A 17,373-nucleotide genomic window follows, 5' to 3' on the forward strand; every position below is an offset into this window, starting at 1 on the left:
AGGGTTGACCCAAGCAGGCCAGGGGCGGAGAGGAAGCACGTGGACGAGATCGACCGGGCCATCCTGCGTGAACTGCAGACCGACGGGCGCATCGCGTACGCCGACCTCGGTCCGAAGGTCGGCCTGTCGGCCTCCGCGGCCCGGCAGCGGCTGCAGCGGCTGCTGGATGCCAAGGCCGTGCAGGTCGTCGGCGTCACCGACCCGATGGCCATGGGCGGGCAGGCCATGGCACTGCTCGGCATCGGCGTGGACGGCGACCCGCGCGCCGTCGCCGACGCCCTGGCCGACCGCCCCGAGGTCGTCTACTCGGTGCTCACCTCGGGCGGCTTCGACCTGTTCGCCGAGGTGGTCACCCCCGGCCCGAAGGACCTGCTGGACTTCGTCAACGACGTGGTCCGGCAGATCGAGGGCGTGGGGCAGGTCCAGTCCTTCCCGTACTTCGCCATCCACACCCACCGCTTCCTGTGGGACGTGGGCTGACCCGGTCAGCGCAGGTCGGGGGCGAGGACGAGCATCGTCGTGTCGTCCCGGATGGTGCCGCAGTGCCGTACGAGATCCCACCAGACCAGCTTCGTCAGCGCGGTCGAGCGGTCACGGGCCAGCTCCGCGAGCCGCTCGGGCAGCTGATAGAAGTCGCCGGAGTCGTCCCGTGCCTCCCACACCCCGTCGGAGGCCAGGAACAGCCGGTCGCCCGGAGAGAGCGCCACCGTGACCTCCTTCGGCGGATCGATACCGACGAGACCGAGCCCCAGGGGCGTGCCCGACTCGATGCCGACCTCGCGGACCCGCCCGTCGTGCAGCAGCAGCGGAGGAGGATGCCCGCAGGCCACGATCCGTACCGAGCGGGCGTCGCCGGAGAACTCCAGCAGCATGGCAGTGGCGAACAGCTCGGCATGCCGCACCCCCGCCGAGTCCACCGTCAGTCTGCGGTCCATGCGGGCCGCCACCGACTCCAGATCGGGCTGGTCGAGCACCGCCTCCCGGAAGGCTCCGAGCAGTGACACCACCGTCGCCACGGCCGACAGCCCGTGCCCCTGCACATCGCCCATCACCGCCCGGACACCGTACGGCCCGTCGCGCACGTCGAAGAAGTCCCCGCCGACCAGAGTCCCGTGCTGGGCGGCCCGGTACAGCCCCGTGCACCTGATCCGCCCGACCCGCTCCGGCAGCGGCGGCGCGACAGCACGCTGCACCACCTCGGCGACCGTCCGCTCCGTGATCAGCTGGGCGTCGCGGTGACTTCGCACATAGGACACGAACACACTCAGCACGGCGACGAAGATGATGGTGAGCAGATCGGTGTTGCCGGGCCGGTTCAGATGGGTGGCCGGTATGTGCAGCACCACGATGACCATGGCCCCGAGCAGCGCGGTGGCCGCCGGGCCGTAGGACAGGACGGCCAGCGGCGGAATCGCGCCCAGCAGGAACCCCAGGTCGAGGTAGTTGCGGCTGGCGGCGGTGGCCGCGATGACGCCCACGAGCAGGGCGACGGGCAGCACCCGTACCCACCGCGGCGGAGGAGCGCCCCGTAGCCAGCTGCGCTCGTCCCGGTACTGGCGCGACCAGCGCCCGCCCACCGTCCTCACAAGCCCAAGCTACGCCCCCGCACGGATCCGGGCCCGTCCGCGAGACACCGATCGACCTGTGCGTACGCGCCCGCTCACCGTGTGACACCAGGCCCGACCCTGCCGCCGCACCTTTCGGTCGGCTCCGGATGTCAGTGCCGGGTGACATGCTGACAGCGCGGTGATCGACAGCGGGCGGCGGAGGGGGCGGGCATGGCGTTCGACGGTTCGGTGTGGCGCGTGCGCAGTGGCGGGGAGGCCGTGGGCGAGATCCTGATCGACGACATGGACTTCCCCTGGCTGTCGGGGAGGTTCACGCCCGGCCCCGCCTTCGGCTCCGTGCGAGAGCTCTTCGCCCGTGAACTCGCCCTGGCGGACCGGGACGACGACTGGGAGCTGTGGGAGGAGGCGTACGAGGAGATACGGCGCCGGGTGTCCCTGTCCTCGCCGGACGGGCCCGTCCCCGAGTTCCTGCTGCACATAGAGGGGGACCGGGCCTGGTTCCGGTGGAGTGACGAACCGTTCGACGAGGACTGAACGGATGCGGTCTATGCGGTCCTGCCGTTGAGGCGGGTCTCGGCCGTCGTGAGTATCTCGGTGACCCGCAGGCCGAACGCCGCGTCGCAGGAGTGCGGGCGGCCCGTGCGGGCGGCCGCGAGGAGGGCGTCGGCGGCTCGGGTGAGGGCCGGGACCGCCCCTTCCGAGCTGCGCGGCAGCAGGGTCGCTCCCGCCTCGCCCCGGAGTTCGACCACCGCCCCGGCCGCCGCGGGCGGGGCGGTGAGGCTCAGGGTCAGGGTGCTCGACGTGCCGGTGACATGGTCGAGGACGAGGTGGACGGTGTCTCCGGGACCGTGGGCCGCGGCCGTCACCTCGCGGACGTCGCCGAGGACCGGCAGGAGCACGGACAGCGCGTGCGGGCCCACGTCCCACAGCGCGCCCTTCGCCCGGCGCCAGGGCGAGGCGGCGAACGGGCTGTCGCTGGTGAACACCGCGCCGAGCCATTCCGCCCGGGCGGTGAACCAGCCCGCGACGGCGGCCTGTTCGTCGATCCAGGCCTGCGGCTCCTGCTGGAACCGTGTGGTGAAGAACACCACGGAGGCGACACCGGCCCGCTCGGCCGCCTCGACCACCGCCCGTCCGTCGGCGACGTCCAGGGCGAGCGGTTTGTCCAGCAGCAGATGACAGCGCGCCCGGGCCGCGCGCACCGCCAGGTCCGCCTGCACGGTCGGCGGCAGCGCCACGGCCACCGCGTCCACGTCGTCGAGCAGGGCGTCCACGTCGTCGTACGCACGCGTGCCGTACTGCTCGGCCAGCGCCGAGGCGGCCTCCGGGCGGCGGCCCCACACCCCGGTGAAGTCCAGTTCACCGTGGCCGCTCAGCGCGGGGGCGTACGCCGCCTGCGCCCACGGTCCGGTCCCGAGCAGTCCCACGCGCATACGGTGGCCCCTTCCTGATGTCGTTGCCGGTTCGGTCAAGGGGTCATTCTCCTGCCACCGTTGACGTATGGCCGTACCGGTTCGGCGTCCTGCGCCAGCCACTGCGCGATGGAGCGGGCGATCGGCTGCCCGGTGTCCATCTCCACGAAGCCGAACTGGCCGGACTGGTTGCACTCCAGGAACCACCAGATCCCGTCGGCGTCCTCCGCGAAGTCGAAGGCCCCGTAGGCGATTTCGGCCTGCTTCATATAGGTGTGGACGGCTTCCGCGGTACGTGGGGGCACGTCCACGGGAACCCAGGGGGAGGCGGACGGGGCGAAGCGCACGTCCACGTCGTCGGGGTCGGCGTCCGCGGCGACCGGCTTGCGCGCGGCGAGCAGCCGGTCGCCGACGACGGTGAGCCGTATGTCGGCGCGCTTTCCAACCCGTCGCTGCAGCAGGGTCGGCCCGAAGGCGACGGCCGAGAAGTCGGTGTCCGGCGCGACCCGGCTGGTCGGCACCGCCCGGGGCGGCTCCTGCGGATGCGCGCCGGAGACCGGCTTGACCACCAGGTCCGGGAAGCGCTCCGCGAACTCCCGGGCCGCCTGTGGAAAGGTCGTGATGAGGGTGGCCGGCACCGGCAGTCCGCTGCGCTGGGCCAGCTTCAGCTGCCAGGGCTTGTGCCGGGCCCGCCGGGCCGCGTCGGGATGGTTCATCCAGCGGGCGTCGGTGGAGCGCAGCATGCCGTACAGCGCCTGGGAGGACTCCTCGGTCAGCCAGGCGGTCGGGTGGGCGGCCCGGGCGGCCGCGACTCCCGGTCTGCGCACCCAGATGGAGCGCAGACCGTTCATGCTCACCAGGCGGCCCGCGATGGACAGGTGTCCACGGCTGACGCCCTGCACATACTCGCCCGAGAGGGCGACCCGGCTGGTGAGATCGGCGGGATCGAGTCGGACCACGGGCACACCGGCCTCGTTGAGCCGGAGGACCACCATGTCCGCCGTCACGTCCTCGTCGGAAGTCAGGATGAGCACGGTCATCGGGGGATCCGCGGTCAGTCGTCGAAGTGCGTCTTGGAACCGGCCGTGGAGGTCGTGGTCCCCAGCGCTCTTAGCGTTGCGTGATCGGTCGCAGCGATCCGGCCATCGGGGAACACGTTCAACTGCAGTCCGGAGTCGTACGCGTACGGAGCGGTGACTTCCAACTGCACTGCGGGGCGCGCGTAGTTGAGCGTGAACGGTTGCATGGTCTCTCCCTGTTCAAAGCTTCCATGCACTTATACGAATCGAACGCCTGGTTGGTTTCCTTACTCTGAGTAATCTCAGCCCGATTTAAGCCGCCGTTAAGGAACCAACAGAACGTTGTTTCGTTGGATGGCTGAGATAGCATGCCCGCATGGCACATGACGCCCAGGACGACGAGGCCCGCAGGCGGCTGTCCGCCCTGGGGGACCGACCCGTCGATGACGGTGCCCCGGCACACCGGCTCGCCCGGGACGCGGCACTGCTCGGACGGCTGCTGACGGCCGCCGACACCCCGGTGCCGGAGGTGACGGTGGACGACGTCGGCGCGGCTCTGAGCCTCTTCGACGAACTGCGCCATCAACTGGACCGGCTGGAGAGCCAGGTGGTCATGGAGGCGCGGCGCCGCGGCATGGACTGGCGGCAGATCGCCGGGTACCAGGGACTGAACTCCTCCCAGGCCGCCTCGCAGCGCCATCAGCGGCTGACGACCCGGCTCGAAGAGATCCGCCAGGGCGTCAGGTAGAAAGACGGATGTGGAAATGACGGACCAGCCCGATGAGCTGTTCGCGGCTGTCGACTCCCTGCTCGCCGCCGTCGACGGCGGCACCGTGCTTCCCGCTCCCGTGGAGCGGGTGAGGCTGCGCGAGACGGCCGGGCTGACGCAGGCCGCCGTGGCCCAGGCGCTCGGGGTACGGGTGCCGAGCATCCAGGCCTGGGAGGCGGGCCGCGCCGAGCCCAAGGGCGAACGCCTGGAGGCCTACCGCCGGCTCCTCGACGGCCTGGCCCACCGCTATCCGGCCGAACCGCCTCCCGCACCGGCGACGGGCGCGGTTCCCGGAGTCCCGCATGCGCACGGAGAGCCGCCACAGGACGAGGATGGCGCCGGAGAGACGGCCGTCGGGCATCCGGCGTCGGCCAGGGACGGTGAGCAGCCGTCCGCCGGGCGCGGTGCGGCCGGTGGCGCGTGCGCCGGGCCGCGGCCCGCCGGGGACGATGCCGAAGCCGGCCCGTCCGGCGGGGAGTCATCCGGCGGGGAGTCGTCCGGCGTGCGCCCGGCGTCGGGAGCGGCCGGGCGCGGACCGGCTTCGGCGTCGCGCCGTCCGGCCGCGAGCAAGGGCGCGGCCAAAGTCCCCCGGGACACGCCCCGGATCACCCCGCGAAACACCCCCAAGTCCGCCCCTGGCGACACCGCCGACCCCCGTTTCGTGCACGGCCCCCTCGCCGTGGTCGACGCGGCCGACGGTGAGGTCAACGCGTACTGCGTGGGCGGGCTGGTCCTCGATGTGCCCGCGAAGTCGCTCCCGGCGCTGGTGGAGTGGACGCTGGCCGAGGCGATGCTCGGGCAGCCGCGGCTGCATCGCTCGGGCAAGGACGCGGACCCCCTCGTCGTACTGACCGCGGCGGCCTGCGAGCGCTACGGGCTGCCCGCCGAACTGAGCGACGAGGAGCGCCTGGCGGGCCGTATCCCGGAGTCCCACAAGGTGGTCCGGCAGCTGAAGAAGGCCGACTGGCAGCTCACCAAGCGCGGATTCGGCCCATGGGCCCGTATCTACCGGCCCGCCCAGGGCGGTCGGCGCAACTGCGTCCAGCTCTGCATTCCCGCCTGGCACGCCCTGGACGCCCGGCACTGGGGCGACGCCGCCGAACTGCCGCCCGTCGAACTCGCCCGTGTCCTCGGCACCTACGCCGACCGGGTCCTCACCCCGCGCGGCTCCACCGCCGTCACCGGCCTGGAGCTGATGACCGCGCTGCACCCGCCCACTCGCGCGGTGAAGGACGACCACGACCAGTGGGTGTCCGCCCCGAACCCGGGCGCGCTGACCCGGGCGGTGGACTGCGCCCCGTGCGAGGCCCCCGACGGCCATCCCCTCCTCGCCCATCTGCCGCGCTTCCACCAGCGCACCCCGGCCGAGATCCTGCGCGAGGAGGCCTACGACTGGGCCCGGCCGCTGACCGACGAGGAGTGTATGCAGCCGTACCTCGTCGGGATCGACGTCAACATGGCCTTCGCGGCGGCCGCCAACCGCACCGTCGTCGGCCTCGGCGCGCCGGTCCATGCGCACAACCCCGCCTTCGACCCGTCGCTGCCCGGTTCCTGGCTGGTCGACCTCTCCCACATCCGGCTCGACCCGCGCCTGCCGAGCCCGTTCACCCCGGACGGCGACGCGCCGCTCGGCCCGGCCTGGTACGCGACGCCGACCGTGGCGTACGCGCAGGAACTCGGCTACGAGGTCGCCCCGTTGGAGGCGTACGTCCGTCCCGAGCACGGCCCGTACCTGGACGCCTGGTACACCCGTCTGCGTGACGCGTACGTCGCGACCATGGCCGACCTCGGCGTGAGCTCCGGCATGACGCCCGAGGAGTTCCTGGCCGCGATGGACGGCCACAAGGACCGGGATCCGCAGCTGGCCCTGGTGCTGGCGGCGATCAAGGCCACGGTCAAGGGCGGCATCGGCAAGCTGCGTGAGCGGGCCCGCACCGGATGGCGTCCGGGGGAGCGCTGGCCGGCACTGGAACGGCCCACGTGGCGGCCCGACATCCGTGCCGCCGTCATCTCCAAGGCCCGCATCAACATGCACCGCAAGATGCTCGCCACCGCCCGGACGACCGGGCAGTACCCGGTGGCGGTGCTGTCCGACTGCGCGGTGTACGCCTCCGACGGGCCCGGGCCACTCGACTTCCTGCCCTACAAGGACGGCAAGCCCCTGCCCGGTGGCTTCCGGATCGGGGTGAGTCCGGGCATGGTCAAGCACGAGGGCACCCAGAGCGTGCTGTGGGCGGAGGGGCTGCGCGAGGAGCACGGCGACCACCTCAACCTGGCCCGCTACATCAAGTCCGGCCAGATCCAGCTCCCGGACGCGGGGGAGTAGTACAGCCGTCCACTCGGTCCGGTCAGGCCGCCGCGGCCCGGCGGGCGACCGCGAGGGCCCGTTCCGCGTATCCCCGGCCGAACAGCACCGCGTGCACCAGCAGCGGGAACAGCTGGTGCACGCCGGTGCGCTCCTCCCAGCCCTCGGCCAGGGGCGCGGTCTCCCGGTAGCCCTCCAGTACGCGGTCCAGGTGGGGGCAGCCGAAGAGGTGCAGCATCGCCAGGTCGGTCTCGCGGTGTCCGCCGTGCGCGGCCGGGTCGATGAGCCAGACATGACCGTCGGCTCCCCACAGCACATTGCCGTTCCACAGGTCGCCGTGCAGCCGGGCGGGCGGCTCGGCGGGTCCCGCGAGCTCCGGCAACCGCGCGCAGACGCGCTCGACGACGGTGGCCTCGCCGGGGCGGACCGTGCCGTTGTCGACGGCGTCGCGCAGATACGGCAGCACGCGGTGCTCGGCGTACCAGCGCGGCCAGTCGGTGCCGGGGACGTTGCGCATGGGGGCGAGACCGATGTACGCCTCCACCGGGCCGTCGGGCGGCGGGGCGCCGAACGCCGGTGCCCCGGCGGTGTGCAGGACGGCCAGCTCACGGCCGAAACTGAGCGCCGCCTCGGCGCCGGGCCGCCCGTCCGGGACGCGGTCGATCACCATCCACCGCTCGTCGTGACCGTGCACATGCGCTGTGCGGACCGCCCCGGCGGCGGCCAGCCAGCGCAGCCCGGCCACCTCGGCCCGTACGGCGCCCGGGCCGTGATCACCACGCTTGGCGATCACGGCCCGGCCACCGTCGAGCACTACCTCGGCAAGGTTCCCCGACAACGCCCGCACACTGGTGACCGGACGACCGGTGAGCCGGGACACCGCGGTGCCCGGCCCCTCGCCCGCTGTTTCGCCGCGCTCGACCACGGTCACCAGCGTACGGTCCGAGGGGATCAGCTGCCCCAGGTCCCCTGGTCCGAGGCACAGTTCCAGCCCGTGCCCTTCAGGGTGAACTTCACCTTGTAGGTGTGGGTGTTGAGCAGGTGCGTCGGCACCTTGACGCCGAGGCCGGCCTTCTTCTTCAGCGTCAGCGTGTACACCGACACGACCTTGGTCGTGTTCTTGGTGATCTTGCCGCCCGTGGGCTTGGCCGTGCCGAAGCGGATGTTCTTCACGTCGGTGACCGTGAAGGTGACCTTCGAGAAGCTCTTGGTCGTGCTCTTGTTCTTGAGCCCGAAGTACAGGCCGCCGTTGGTGACCCAGCCGTGCGAGTCGACGTAGAAGCGGCTCGGATAGACGAGGTCGATCGGGCAGCCGGAGCTCGTCGACGCCGAGGTCTGCGCGGACGCGGCTCCCGCGAGGCCGAGCTGAGCGGCGGTGACGATTCCGACCGCGGCCAGGACCGTGGCGGACGTGCGCATGCGATTCACTGTGGTGTTACCTCCCCCTGTGGCCCGGACGGGCCCGGACGGCACAATGTCATCTCCGGCATCCCGAAGACGTCTGAATTACACGGCACTTCGACGGTTACTACGACTGTTTTTCGCCAAACCCCCAGCGGCCGGGGGTGCGGGGCACGCCGACCGGGTTGCCGGAGGGCAGCACCCCGGAGTCCCAGACGGTCCGGGCCAGTGGTTCGAGGAGGTCGGCGAGGCGCTCGGTGCGGTCCGCGCCCAGAGCGGTCCACGGTCGCTCGGCGGCTGCGTCGGTCTGCGCCTCGACGGCCGCTCGCGCCGCGGCGCCCGCCGTGGTCAGGGCCCCGTCCTCCCCGAGCCACCCGCGTTCGCGCAGTGCGCTCTCGGCCGCCTCCCATGCCGAGGCCTCCCACTTGCGGGTGTCCCGCAGTATCTCCCGGTCCCCTTCACGGGCGGCCGCCTTCAGCACCATCGCCTCGACCGGCCCCAGCCCCTGACCCACCAGAACCGCGAAGTGCCCGTCGCCCCGGTGCTCCCTGAGCGTGGTCAGTGCCTGCCAGAGCCGCACATGCGCCGGCGCGGGACGGTTCAGGGCCTGGTTGGCGGCGGCGAGCACACGGCCCGCAGTGTCCGCGGCCGTGGCCGCCTCCCAGGCCAGATCGGCGGCCTCCGTCATCTCCGGCGAGCCGACGACGTCCGCGCCGAACAGCCGGGTCATCGCGGCGTCCATCGCCTGCTGCCGCGCCGCGAGGGCGTCGGCCGGGCCCGCGAATCCCCATGCGTCGGGCAGCGCCCGCGCCACGCGGTCGGGATGGAAGACAAAGAAGGATCCGGTCACGACGGAGGCGGGCACCGCGCCGAGCGGCGCGGCGCGCAGCGCGAAGTACCCCATCCAGAAGCCGCGCATCCCGAGCCCGTCCGCGGCTTCACGTGCCTCCGGAGTGAAGTAGACGAGGTCGTGCACCGGCTCGTACCGCTCCCACATCGCCCGCGACATCCCGTCGCCCATGGCTTCCTCCCCGTTCTTCGGTCTGCACTGTCCGGTCCACACGATCATGACTCGTGCCCGGAACAGGGTGCGCCATGACCACGACCACAACAAGTCCCGGCCCGGACGCGTGAGTCCGGCTCAGTACGTCTCACGGGTGTCATTGACATCAGGAGTCAGTCCCCTACCGTAGAGCCCGCACAGCATGTCGCACAGTCTTCGATATTTCGAACAAGCGCCAGTGGGGCGGGGAATGGGACTCTCCGCCCCGCGTCATCGACATGCGGAGGACTTCGTGATCCCACCTCTTGGCAGACGGACCTTCCTCACCGCTGCAGGTGCGGCCGCGGCCCTGAACCTGACCGGCGGCCCCGCGGCCCACGCGGCACAACGCCCCACCGACGCGCGCCCGGTGAACGCCCCACAGGTGCAGCCCTTCCCCCTCGGGGCGGTCTCCCTGCTGACCGGGCCGTTCAAGGACAACCAGAGCCGCAACACCGCCTATCTGCGCTTCGTCGACATCGACCGCCTGCTGCACACCTTCCGTCGCAACGTCGGTCTGCCCAGTACCGCCCAGCCCTGCGGCGGCTGGGAAGGGCCCTCGGTCGAGCTGCGCGGACACTCCACCGGCCATCTGCTCTCCGGTCTCGCCCTCACCCACGCCAACACCGGGGACACCGTGTTGCGCGACAAGGGCCGCCAACTGGTCGCCGCGCTGGCCGCGTGCCAGGCCGCGTCGTCGTCGGCGGGCTTCGGCAAGGGCTACCTGTCCGCCTTTCCGGAGAGCTTCTTCGACCGGCTGGAGGCCGGAACGGGCGTCTGGGCCCCGTACTACACCCTGCACAAGATCATGGCGGGACTCGTCGACCAGTACCGGCTGGCGGGCAACGGCCAGGCCCTGGACGTGGTCCTCGGCATGGGCGCGTGGGTCGACCGGCGCACCGCCAGGCTGAGCCACGATCAGATGCAGCGCGTGCTGGAGACCGAGTTCGGCGGCATGAACGATGTACTCGCCGATCTGCACACGATCACCGGCGACACCGTCTGGCTGGAAGTCGCCGAGCGCTTCACCCATGCGCGGGTCTTCGACCCGCTGGCCGCGAACGAGGACCGGCTGGCCGGACTGCACGCCAACACACAGATCCCGAAGATGGTCGGGGCGATGCGGCTGTGGCAGGAGGGCCTGCCCGACAGCTACCGCACCATCGCCGAGAACTTCTGGCGGATCGTCACCGATCACCACACCTATGTCATCGGCGGCAACAGCAACGGCGAGGCCTTCCACGAACCGGACGTCATCGCGGGCCAGTTGTCCAACGGCACCTGCGAGAACTGCAACAGCTACAACATGCTCAAGCTGACCAGGCTGCTGCACCTCCACGCCCCGGACCGCACCGACCTCCTCGACTACTACGAGCGCACCCTGCTCAACCAGATGCTCGGCGAGCAGGACCCCGACTCCGCGCACGGCTTCAACATCTACTACACCGGTCTCGCGCCCGGCGCGTTCAAGCAGCAGCCCTCGTTCATGGGTACCGACCCCGACGCCTACTCCACCGACTACGACAACTTCTCCTGCGACCACGGCACCGGCATGGAGACCCAGGCCAAGTTCGCCGACACGATCTACACGCACGACGAACAGCGGCTGCTGGTCAACCTGTTCATACCGTCCCAGGTCGACTGGCGGGAGAAGGGCATCACCTGGCGGCAGACCACCAGCCTGCCCGACGCCTCCTCGACCGTGCTCACCGTGGCCGCCGGAGGCGCCGCACACCAGTTGGTGGTCCGCGTCCCCGCCTGGGCCTCGGGTGCTCGGGTGAAGCTCAACGGACGCACCCTCTCCGACCGCCCGGCGGCGGGCAGTCGGCTGACCCTCGACCGCACCTGGCGCACCGGCGACCGCGTCGAGGTCACACTGCCCATGCGGCCGACCGTGGAGGCGACACCCGACGACCCCGACGTTCGGGCCGTCCTGTACGGACCCGTGGTCCTGGCCGGCGCCTACGGAGACACCGCCAACCCCTGGATGCCGCGGCTCGACCTCGCCTCGATCCGCCGGACATCGGCCGACCCGCTGCGCCTGACGGCGACCGCCGACGGCAGGACCGTCCCCCTGCTGCCGATCGCCCGTGTCCATCACCAGCACTACAACGTCTACTGGCTGACCGGCCAACCACCCGCCGCACCCCCCGAGTTCGCGGTCTGGCACCCCTTCGACGAGACCTCCGGCACGACGGCCGCCGACGCCACCGGCAGCGGAAAGGCCGCGTCGCTCGCCGGGGGCGCGTCCTGGACGCGGGGCCACATCGCCGGTGCCGTGGCGCTGGACGGCAACGACGGTCATGTCACCCTCGGCGAGGACCTGTTGGCCGGAGCGTCCGCGTACTCGGTCGCGACCTGGGTCAGCCTGACCGGGCAGCCGGCGACCTGGAGCCGGGTGTTCGACTTCGGCACCGGTGTGAGCGCCAACATGTTCCTGACCCCGCGCAGCGACGCCGGCACCCTCCGGTACGCCATCACCGCCGGAGGCGGAGGAGCCGAGCAGCGCATCGACGCCGACCCCCTGCCCACCGACCGCTGGGTGCACGTGGCCGTGACGTACGGCGCCGGAACCGCCGTGCTCTACGTGGACGGCCGGGAAGCGGGCCGGAACGCGGCGGTCACGGTCGAACCACGCTACTTCGGCAACCACATCCGCAACGGCTACATCGGCAGGTCCCAGTATCCCGATCCGTATCTGAAGGCGGCGGTGGACGACTTCCGTGTGTACGGCAGGACACTGACGGCCGCCGAGGTCACGGCACTGGCCCAGGGAAGCTGAACGGGGCGTGCTGAACCAGCCGTTCACGCTGCCGGTCACAAGCGACACCTGGCGGCTCTTCCTCAGCAGGGCGGCGGCCGTGCCCCTGGCCGCGGCAACCGATGACACTCGGGGCGCGCCCCGCGCACGCCGCCGACTCGGCCTACGTCATGGGGTACTTCACCGAGTCACCGAACGGCACCGGCACCCACTACGGCCTCCATCTGGCCGTCAGCACGGACTCGCTGCACTGGATGCCGCTGAACCAGAACAACCCCGTGGTCACACCCGGACCGTTACGTCCGCCACTCCAACTACGTCGGCCGGATCGACGCCTACCCCTTCGATCCGTACACCGACTCCCAGTGGAAGCTCGTACCCCGGTCTGGCCGACAGCGCGGGCGTTTCCAGTCGGTCAACTACCCGACCCGCTATCTGCGGCACTACAACTACCAACTGCAACTCGACACCGACGACGGCACGTCGACGTTCGCCCAGGACGCCACGTTCTACGGGACCGCGGGCCTCGCCGACGCCACCTGGACGTCGTTCCGCTCGTACAACTTCCCCACCCGCTACATCAGGCACTCCAACTACGTCCTGCGCATCGACCCCGTCTCCATGGCTACTGAGAAGGCGGACGCCACCTTCTCCATCGGCTACTGAGTCCAGGCACCGGGCCCGACGGCGATGTCCGTGACCGACACCGACGAGGGCCCGGTGCGGTCTCCGCGACGGGCTCGTACCGCGGGGCCGGACGGTGAGGGGGACGGAGTGCGGCAGGCGCGGGTCAGGGGTGTGTGCGTCCATGCGGTGAGGGTCCTTCGGCCGGGTGGGGGACGGGCCGTTCGGGAGCCGGGGTCGCTGCCGGGGGTGTGTCCGCCCGCGGAGACAACTCCGCCCAGATGATCCGCCCGGACCTGTGCGGGGCGGCGGTGACTCCCCAGCCGCTGCTCAGGGCGTCGACCAGGAAGAGACCGCGCCCGCTCTGGTCCTCGGGACCCGGACGGCGGGGCGTCGGGAGCGTGGGGCCGCGGTTCTGCTCCTCGACCTCGATGCGGATCCGGTGCGCCGTGGTGTGCAGCCGGCACACGATCCGCTCACTGGCGGAGTGCGTGGCCGCGTTGGTGACGAGCTCGGAGGTGATGACGGCGGCGTCGTCGCAGGCGTCCTCGCCGGTACCCCAGTCGGTGAGCACCTGGTGAACGCCTCTGCGGGCCGTGCCGACGGACGCCGGTGTCGCGGGCAGGACGAACACATGGGTCCGGCGGGGCGGTTCGGCCCCGGAGGCGAGGCGGTCGGGGCCGTGGGGCCCGGGGAGTCGACCGGCGTACTCGCCTCCGGGTGGTCTGGGGGCCGTCGGGAGCCGGTTCTCGGGCCGTCGCTCCAGCGGCTGGGGGAGGGAGGGTGGTGCCATTGCCGTACGCCTTTCGTCCGGCCTCGCACAGTGGGGGGCGTCGGTGTCGCGTGCCCCCGCCCACGGCAGGAGCAGACGACGACCCGCGCCGCACGCGCCGGATCGCAGCCCAATCTCCCCCAACCGGACTGTCTCGCCCGCTCCTTCGGTCGGTCGGAGCAGTGAGTCCACTGTGGCATCTGCCAACAACCGCTCGCAACCTGCAAGTTGAAAATTGCAATGGGCGATGTGCATTCTGCTTCGGTCAAGAAGTGATCGAATGAGCCCGGCAAAAAGCGAGCGCGTGAGACGGTGACCCTGAAGCCAGATGGGAGGGGGTAGTCGTGACGGCGGAGACCGACTGGGGTGGTGCCCCCTCCGTCCTGCGCATGATCCTCGGCAGACAGCTGGAGGAACTGCGGACCCGGGCCGGTCTGACGTACGAGCAGGCGGGCGCGGCCATCGGCGTGAGCCACTCCACCATCCGCCGTATGGAGGCCGCCAAGGTGGCCCGGCTCAGGCTCGCGGACGCCGAAAAGCTGCTCCAGACCTACGGTGTGACGGACCAGCAGGAGATCGACACGTTCCTGCAGTCCGTCCGCGAGGCCAACAGGCGCGGCTGGTGGCACACGTACCGCGACGTCATGCCGGACTGGTTCGCCGCCTATCTGAGCCTGGAGCAGGCGGCGCTGCAGATCCGCGCCTACGAGAACCAGTTCGTCCACGGGCTGCTGCAGACACAGGACTATGCGCGCGCCCTGCTGACCGCGGGCAATCCGCACGCCCCCGGGGAGGCCACGGAGCGCCGGGTCGCCCTGCGCATGCGCCGCCAGGAACTCCTCGCGCGCGACGGGCCGCCGCGCGTCTGGGTCGTGATGGACGAGACGGTGCTGCGGTGGCCGGTCGGGGGCGCCGAGGTGATGCGCGCGCAGATCGACCATCTGATCGAGGTCAACCGGCTGCCCCAGGTGACCCTGCAGATCATGCCGTTCGCCAATGGCCCGCACCCGGCCATGCGGGCCGGTGCCTTCCATCTGTTCCGGTTCCGGGCCCCCGAACTGCCCGACATCGTCTACCTCAATGGCCTCGTCGGCGCGGTCTACCTCGACAAGGGCGATGACGTCGTGGTGTACCGCGAGGCCCTGGACCGGCTGGGTGCCCAGGCGGCGCCCGCCAAGAAGACCGAGGCCCTCCTCGGTGCGATTCGCAAGGAGCTCTGACGTGCACCACCCCATACGCAACGGCATGCCGTCCCGGCAACTGGGCGCTCGCGGCTGGACGAAACCGTGGAGCGACGACGCCGGAGGCGCCTGCGTGGAAGTGAAGAAGCTCGCCGACGGGCGGGTCGCCGTGCGCCAGTCGACCGATCCCGACGGGCCCGCGCTGGTTTTCACACCCCGCGAGATGACGAGTTTCCTGGCGGGAGTGAAGGCGGGTGACGCCGACTTCCTCCTCTGAACCACCCGGCTGACACTGAGAGTTGGACTTGACCTCGCCACCCCCGCAGCCCCGACCGAATGGGAGACATGACGTTGCCCGACAACGGATGGCCGGCCGACCGGATCGACACCGAGAACGCCCACTCCGCGCGGATCTACGACTACATCCTCGGCGGAAAGGACTACTACCCCGCTGACAAGGAGGCGGGCGACGCCATGTCCCGGGAGTGGCCCGCGCTCCCCATCCATATGCGCGCCAACCGGGACTGGATGAACCGTGCCGTGCGCTGGCTCGCCGAGAAGGCGGGGATGCGCCAGTTCCTGGACATCGGCACCGGCATCCCCACCTCGCCGAACCTCCATGAGATCGTCCAGTCGGTGGCGCCCGGGTCACGGGTCGTCTACGTCGACAACGACCCCATCGTCCTCACCCTCTCCCAGGGACTGCTCGCCAGCGCGCCCGAGGGGAGGACGTCGTACATCGAGGCCGACTTCCGCGACCCGGCGGCCATCCTGGACGCACCCGAACTGCGCGAGACCCTCGACCTCACACAGCCGGTGGCGCTCACCGTCATCGCCATCGTCCACTTCATGCTCGACGAGGACGACGCGGTCGGCGTCGTACGCCGCCTCCTGGAGCCGCTCCCCTCGGGCAGCTATCTGGCGATGTCCATCGGCACCGCCGAGTTCGCACCACAGGAGGTGGGCCGGGTCGCCCGCGAGTACGCCGCCCGCAACATGCCGATGCGGCTGCGCACCATCGACGAGGCCCATGAGTTCTTCGAGGGCCTGGAGCTGACCGAACCGGGGATCGTCCAGGTCCACAAGTGGCACCCGGACGGCACGGGCGAGCAGAACATCCGGGACGAGGACATCGCGATGTACGGGGCGGTCGCCCGCAAGCCGTGACCGCGGCCGGGTCCGCGGCCGGATCCGGGTCCGGGGCCGGGGCCGGGGAGAGCCTCCCTGGTCCCGGGTCTCAGCCGGTGCCCGGATGCGCGTCGGAATGGATCAGTCGTCCATGGTGCCGGCGATGGACGGCCGCAGTGCGGTGCAGGGCGATGAGGGCCGCGTCGTCGTCGAGGCGTCCGCCGCAGTGCGCCAGCAGATCGCGCCGGATGTGGTGCATGAGCGCCTCCGGGCTGGCCTCGGTCCACTGCGCGACGCGCTCCGCGAGCGGGTAGAAGCGGCCGCCCGCGTCACGGGCCTCGATCACACCGTCGGTGTACAGCAGCAGGGTGTCGCCGGGCTCGAAGGAGAACACGTCCAGCGTGTAGTCCCCGGGCTTCGACATGTGGACCCCCAAGGGCGGTGCCGGATGCAGGCTCGGCACCGAGACCGCGTGACCGGGGCTGAGCAGCATCGGCGGAGGGTGGCCGCAACTGGTCATCCGGGTGACCGCGTCGTCCTCGGGGATCTCCACCAGCAGGGCGGTGGCGAAGCGCTCCCCGGCCTCCTCGGGCGGTTCGAAGTCGGCCGTGTAGCGGGTCACGCTCTGCTCCAGCGTGGCGGCGAGGTCCGGCAGGGACGCGTGCCGGTGGGCGCCCTCGCGGAAGGCGCCGAGCAGCAGCGCTGCCTCGCCGATGGCGGACAGACCCTTGCCGCGCACATCACCGATCAGTACGCGCACGGTGTTGTCGACCCGGGTGGTCGCATACAGGTCCCCGCCGATCTGGGCCTCGTCCTCGGCGGCCAGATACAGCGAGGCGATCCGCAGATGGCCGATCTGTTCCGGCAGCGGCCACATCAGCACGTGCTGGGCGGCCTCGGCCACCGACCGGACCTGGGCCAGCTGGGCACGGTGCCGGTCGCGGACCGCGCAGTAGACCACGACGAGCGCCGTGAGTACGGCCAGGGTGGCGATCTGCATGATGTGGTTCGTGGTGGTCAGCCCGCCGTGGAAGACGGCGATGACCGTCTGGGCCGCGACCGCGAGCGCCCCCACCAGCGCGGTCGCCCAGGGCCCGGCGAAGGACGGGGTCAGCGCCGGCGCGATGACCAGTGCGGGTCCCAGATGGACGTCCGCGGGGGTGCGGATGTCCACCACGGTGATGACCACGATGAGCGCGATCGGAAGCAGCAGCAGCGCGTGACTCGATTGCCAGGACTGCCGCAGACCCACGAGGCCCTGCCGCGCACCCACCTCTCCAGCGTGCCCCACGCCCGGTGGACTGGCCATCCCATGGCCGACGGACGCCTTCCGGCACGGGCCCGATCTCCCGCTTCCTCGCCCGGATGGACGCCGTCGGCGTGCCCCGGTG

At 71.2% G+C, this 17,373-nt stretch carries 17 protein-coding genes and 1 pseudogene; 9 read left to right on the plus strand and 9 right to left on the minus strand.

What is annotated here, in order from left to right; translation table 11 throughout:
* Positions 1 to 39: 39 nt before the first annotated feature.
* Positions 40 to 480 (plus strand): Lrp/AsnC family transcriptional regulator, encoded by a 441-nt coding sequence (locus tag AB0I54_RS10750; RefSeq protein ID WP_363295585.1) that lies wholly within the window; start codon positions 40 to 42, stop codon positions 478 to 480.
* A gap of 5 nt (positions 481 to 485) precedes the next feature.
* On the opposite strand, the gene AB0I54_RS10755 is transcribed toward AB0I54_RS10750, so the two are convergent.
* Positions 486 to 1,586 carry a PP2C family protein-serine/threonine phosphatase gene (locus AB0I54_RS10755; RefSeq protein WP_363295586.1) on the minus strand — a complete coding sequence of 367 codons (1,101 nt, stop codon included), beginning with the start codon at positions 1,584 to 1,586 and terminating at the stop codon, positions 486 to 488.
* Positions 1,587 to 1,778: 192 nt separating this feature from the next.
* On the opposite strand from AB0I54_RS10755, the gene AB0I54_RS10760 reads away from it, so the two are divergent.
* The gene (locus AB0I54_RS10760; protein ID WP_363295587.1) at positions 1,779 to 2,102 is read left to right on the plus strand and encodes a hypothetical protein; all 324 of its coding nucleotides are present in this window, start codon (positions 1,779 to 1,781) and stop codon (positions 2,100 to 2,102) included.
* A gap of 11 nt (positions 2,103 to 2,113) precedes the next feature.
* Here AB0I54_RS10760 and AB0I54_RS10765 read toward each other — a convergent pair whose 3' ends face one another.
* From AB0I54_RS10765 to tgmA, 3 genes are read right to left on the minus strand one after another with little or no spacing between them, the layout of a single operon-like run.
* Positions 2,114 to 3,001 carry a Gfo/Idh/MocA family oxidoreductase gene (locus AB0I54_RS10765; protein ID WP_363295588.1) on the minus strand — a complete coding sequence of 296 codons (888 nt, stop codon included), beginning with the start codon at positions 2,999 to 3,001 and terminating at the stop codon, positions 2,114 to 2,116.
* A 35-nt stretch (positions 3,002 to 3,036) separates the two neighbouring features.
* Complete coding sequence (tgmB, locus tag AB0I54_RS10770; protein WP_363295590.1) at positions 3,037 to 4,020, minus strand: ATP-grasp ribosomal peptide maturase; 984 nt, start codon at positions 4,018 to 4,020, stop codon at positions 3,037 to 3,039.
* Positions 4,021 to 4,034: 14 nt separating this feature from the next.
* The gene (gene tgmA / locus AB0I54_RS10775; RefSeq protein WP_263205316.1) at positions 4,035 to 4,226 is read right to left on the minus strand and encodes a putative ATP-grasp-modified RiPP; all 192 of its coding nucleotides are present in this window, start codon (positions 4,224 to 4,226) and stop codon (positions 4,035 to 4,037) included.
* Positions 4,227 to 4,375: 149 nt separating this feature from the next.
* Between tgmA and AB0I54_RS10780 the strand changes: the two genes are divergently transcribed.
* Together AB0I54_RS10780 and AB0I54_RS10785 are read left to right on the plus strand one after the other, a co-directional pair.
* The gene (locus tag AB0I54_RS10780; protein ID WP_363295591.1) at positions 4,376 to 4,747 is read left to right on the plus strand and encodes a hypothetical protein; all 372 of its coding nucleotides are present in this window, start codon (positions 4,376 to 4,378) and stop codon (positions 4,745 to 4,747) included.
* A 16-nt stretch (positions 4,748 to 4,763) separates the two neighbouring features.
* Positions 4,764 to 7,094, plus strand: coding sequence for a helix-turn-helix transcriptional regulator (locus AB0I54_RS10785; protein WP_363295592.1), 2,331 nt, complete (start codon positions 4,764 to 4,766; stop codon positions 7,092 to 7,094).
* Positions 7,095 to 7,116: 22 nt separating this feature from the next.
* Here AB0I54_RS10785 and AB0I54_RS10790 read toward each other — a convergent pair whose 3' ends face one another.
* The 3 genes from AB0I54_RS10790 to AB0I54_RS10800 form a co-directional block, all read right to left on the minus strand.
* Positions 7,117 to 8,004, minus strand: a complete 888-nt coding sequence (locus AB0I54_RS10790; protein ID WP_363295593.1) for a fructosamine kinase family protein — start codon at positions 8,002 to 8,004, stop codon at positions 7,117 to 7,119.
* 20 nt (positions 8,005 to 8,024) lie between these two features.
* A complete protein-coding gene (locus tag AB0I54_RS10795) occupies positions 8,025 to 8,492 on the minus strand; it encodes a hypothetical protein (RefSeq protein ID WP_363295594.1) in 468 nt (155 codons plus the stop codon).
* A gap of 109 nt (positions 8,493 to 8,601) precedes the next feature.
* Positions 8,602 to 9,495 (minus strand): hypothetical protein, encoded by an 894-nt coding sequence (locus AB0I54_RS10800; RefSeq protein ID WP_363295595.1) that lies wholly within the window; start codon positions 9,493 to 9,495, stop codon positions 8,602 to 8,604.
* 274 nt (positions 9,496 to 9,769) lie between these two features.
* Between AB0I54_RS10800 and AB0I54_RS10805 the strand changes: the two genes are divergently transcribed.
* Together AB0I54_RS10805 and AB0I54_RS10810 are read left to right on the plus strand one after the other, a co-directional pair.
* Complete coding sequence (locus tag AB0I54_RS10805; RefSeq protein ID WP_363295596.1) at positions 9,770 to 12,298, plus strand: beta-L-arabinofuranosidase domain-containing protein; 2,529 nt, start codon at positions 9,770 to 9,772, stop codon at positions 12,296 to 12,298.
* Between the two features lie 258 nt (positions 12,299 to 12,556).
* A pseudogene (locus AB0I54_RS10810) lies at positions 12,557 to 12,943 on the plus strand (AbfB domain-containing protein); the annotation flags it as partial.
* Positions 12,944 to 13,067: 124 nt separating this feature from the next.
* Here the strand turns inward: AB0I54_RS10810 and AB0I54_RS10815 are convergent.
* Positions 13,068 to 13,694: an ATP-binding protein gene (locus AB0I54_RS10815; RefSeq protein WP_363295597.1), complete on the minus strand. Its 627-nt coding sequence runs from the start codon at positions 13,692 to 13,694 to the stop codon at positions 13,068 to 13,070.
* A gap of 323 nt (positions 13,695 to 14,017) precedes the next feature.
* Here AB0I54_RS10815 and AB0I54_RS10820 point away from each other — a divergent pair, with 323 nt between their 5' ends.
* The 3 genes from AB0I54_RS10820 (at position 14,018) to AB0I54_RS10830 (ending at position 16,021) form a co-directional block, all read left to right on the plus strand.
* Positions 14,018 to 14,893, plus strand: a complete 876-nt coding sequence (locus tag AB0I54_RS10820; RefSeq protein ID WP_363295598.1) for a helix-turn-helix transcriptional regulator — start codon at positions 14,018 to 14,020, stop codon at positions 14,891 to 14,893.
* A 25-nt stretch (positions 14,894 to 14,918) separates the two neighbouring features.
* Entirely contained in the window at positions 14,919 to 15,131 is a 213-nt protein-coding gene (locus tag AB0I54_RS10825) for a DUF397 domain-containing protein (protein ID WP_363296061.1), read from the plus strand.
* Between the two features lie 74 nt (positions 15,132 to 15,205).
* Positions 15,206 to 16,021, plus strand: a complete 816-nt coding sequence (locus tag AB0I54_RS10830) for an SAM-dependent methyltransferase (RefSeq protein WP_363296062.1) — start codon at positions 15,206 to 15,208, stop codon at positions 16,019 to 16,021.
* 70 nt (positions 16,022 to 16,091) lie between these two features.
* On the opposite strand, the gene AB0I54_RS10835 is transcribed toward AB0I54_RS10830, so the two are convergent.
* Positions 16,092 to 17,255: a PP2C family protein-serine/threonine phosphatase gene (locus AB0I54_RS10835; protein WP_363295599.1), complete on the minus strand. Its 1,164-nt coding sequence runs from the start codon at positions 17,253 to 17,255 to the stop codon at positions 16,092 to 16,094.
* Between the last annotated feature and the right edge of the window lie 118 nt (positions 17,256 to 17,373).

The sequence above is a fragment of the Streptomyces sp. NPDC050625 genome, from assembly GCF_040654755.1.
Classification (GTDB): Bacteria; Actinomycetota; Actinomycetes; order Streptomycetales; family Streptomycetaceae; genus Streptomyces.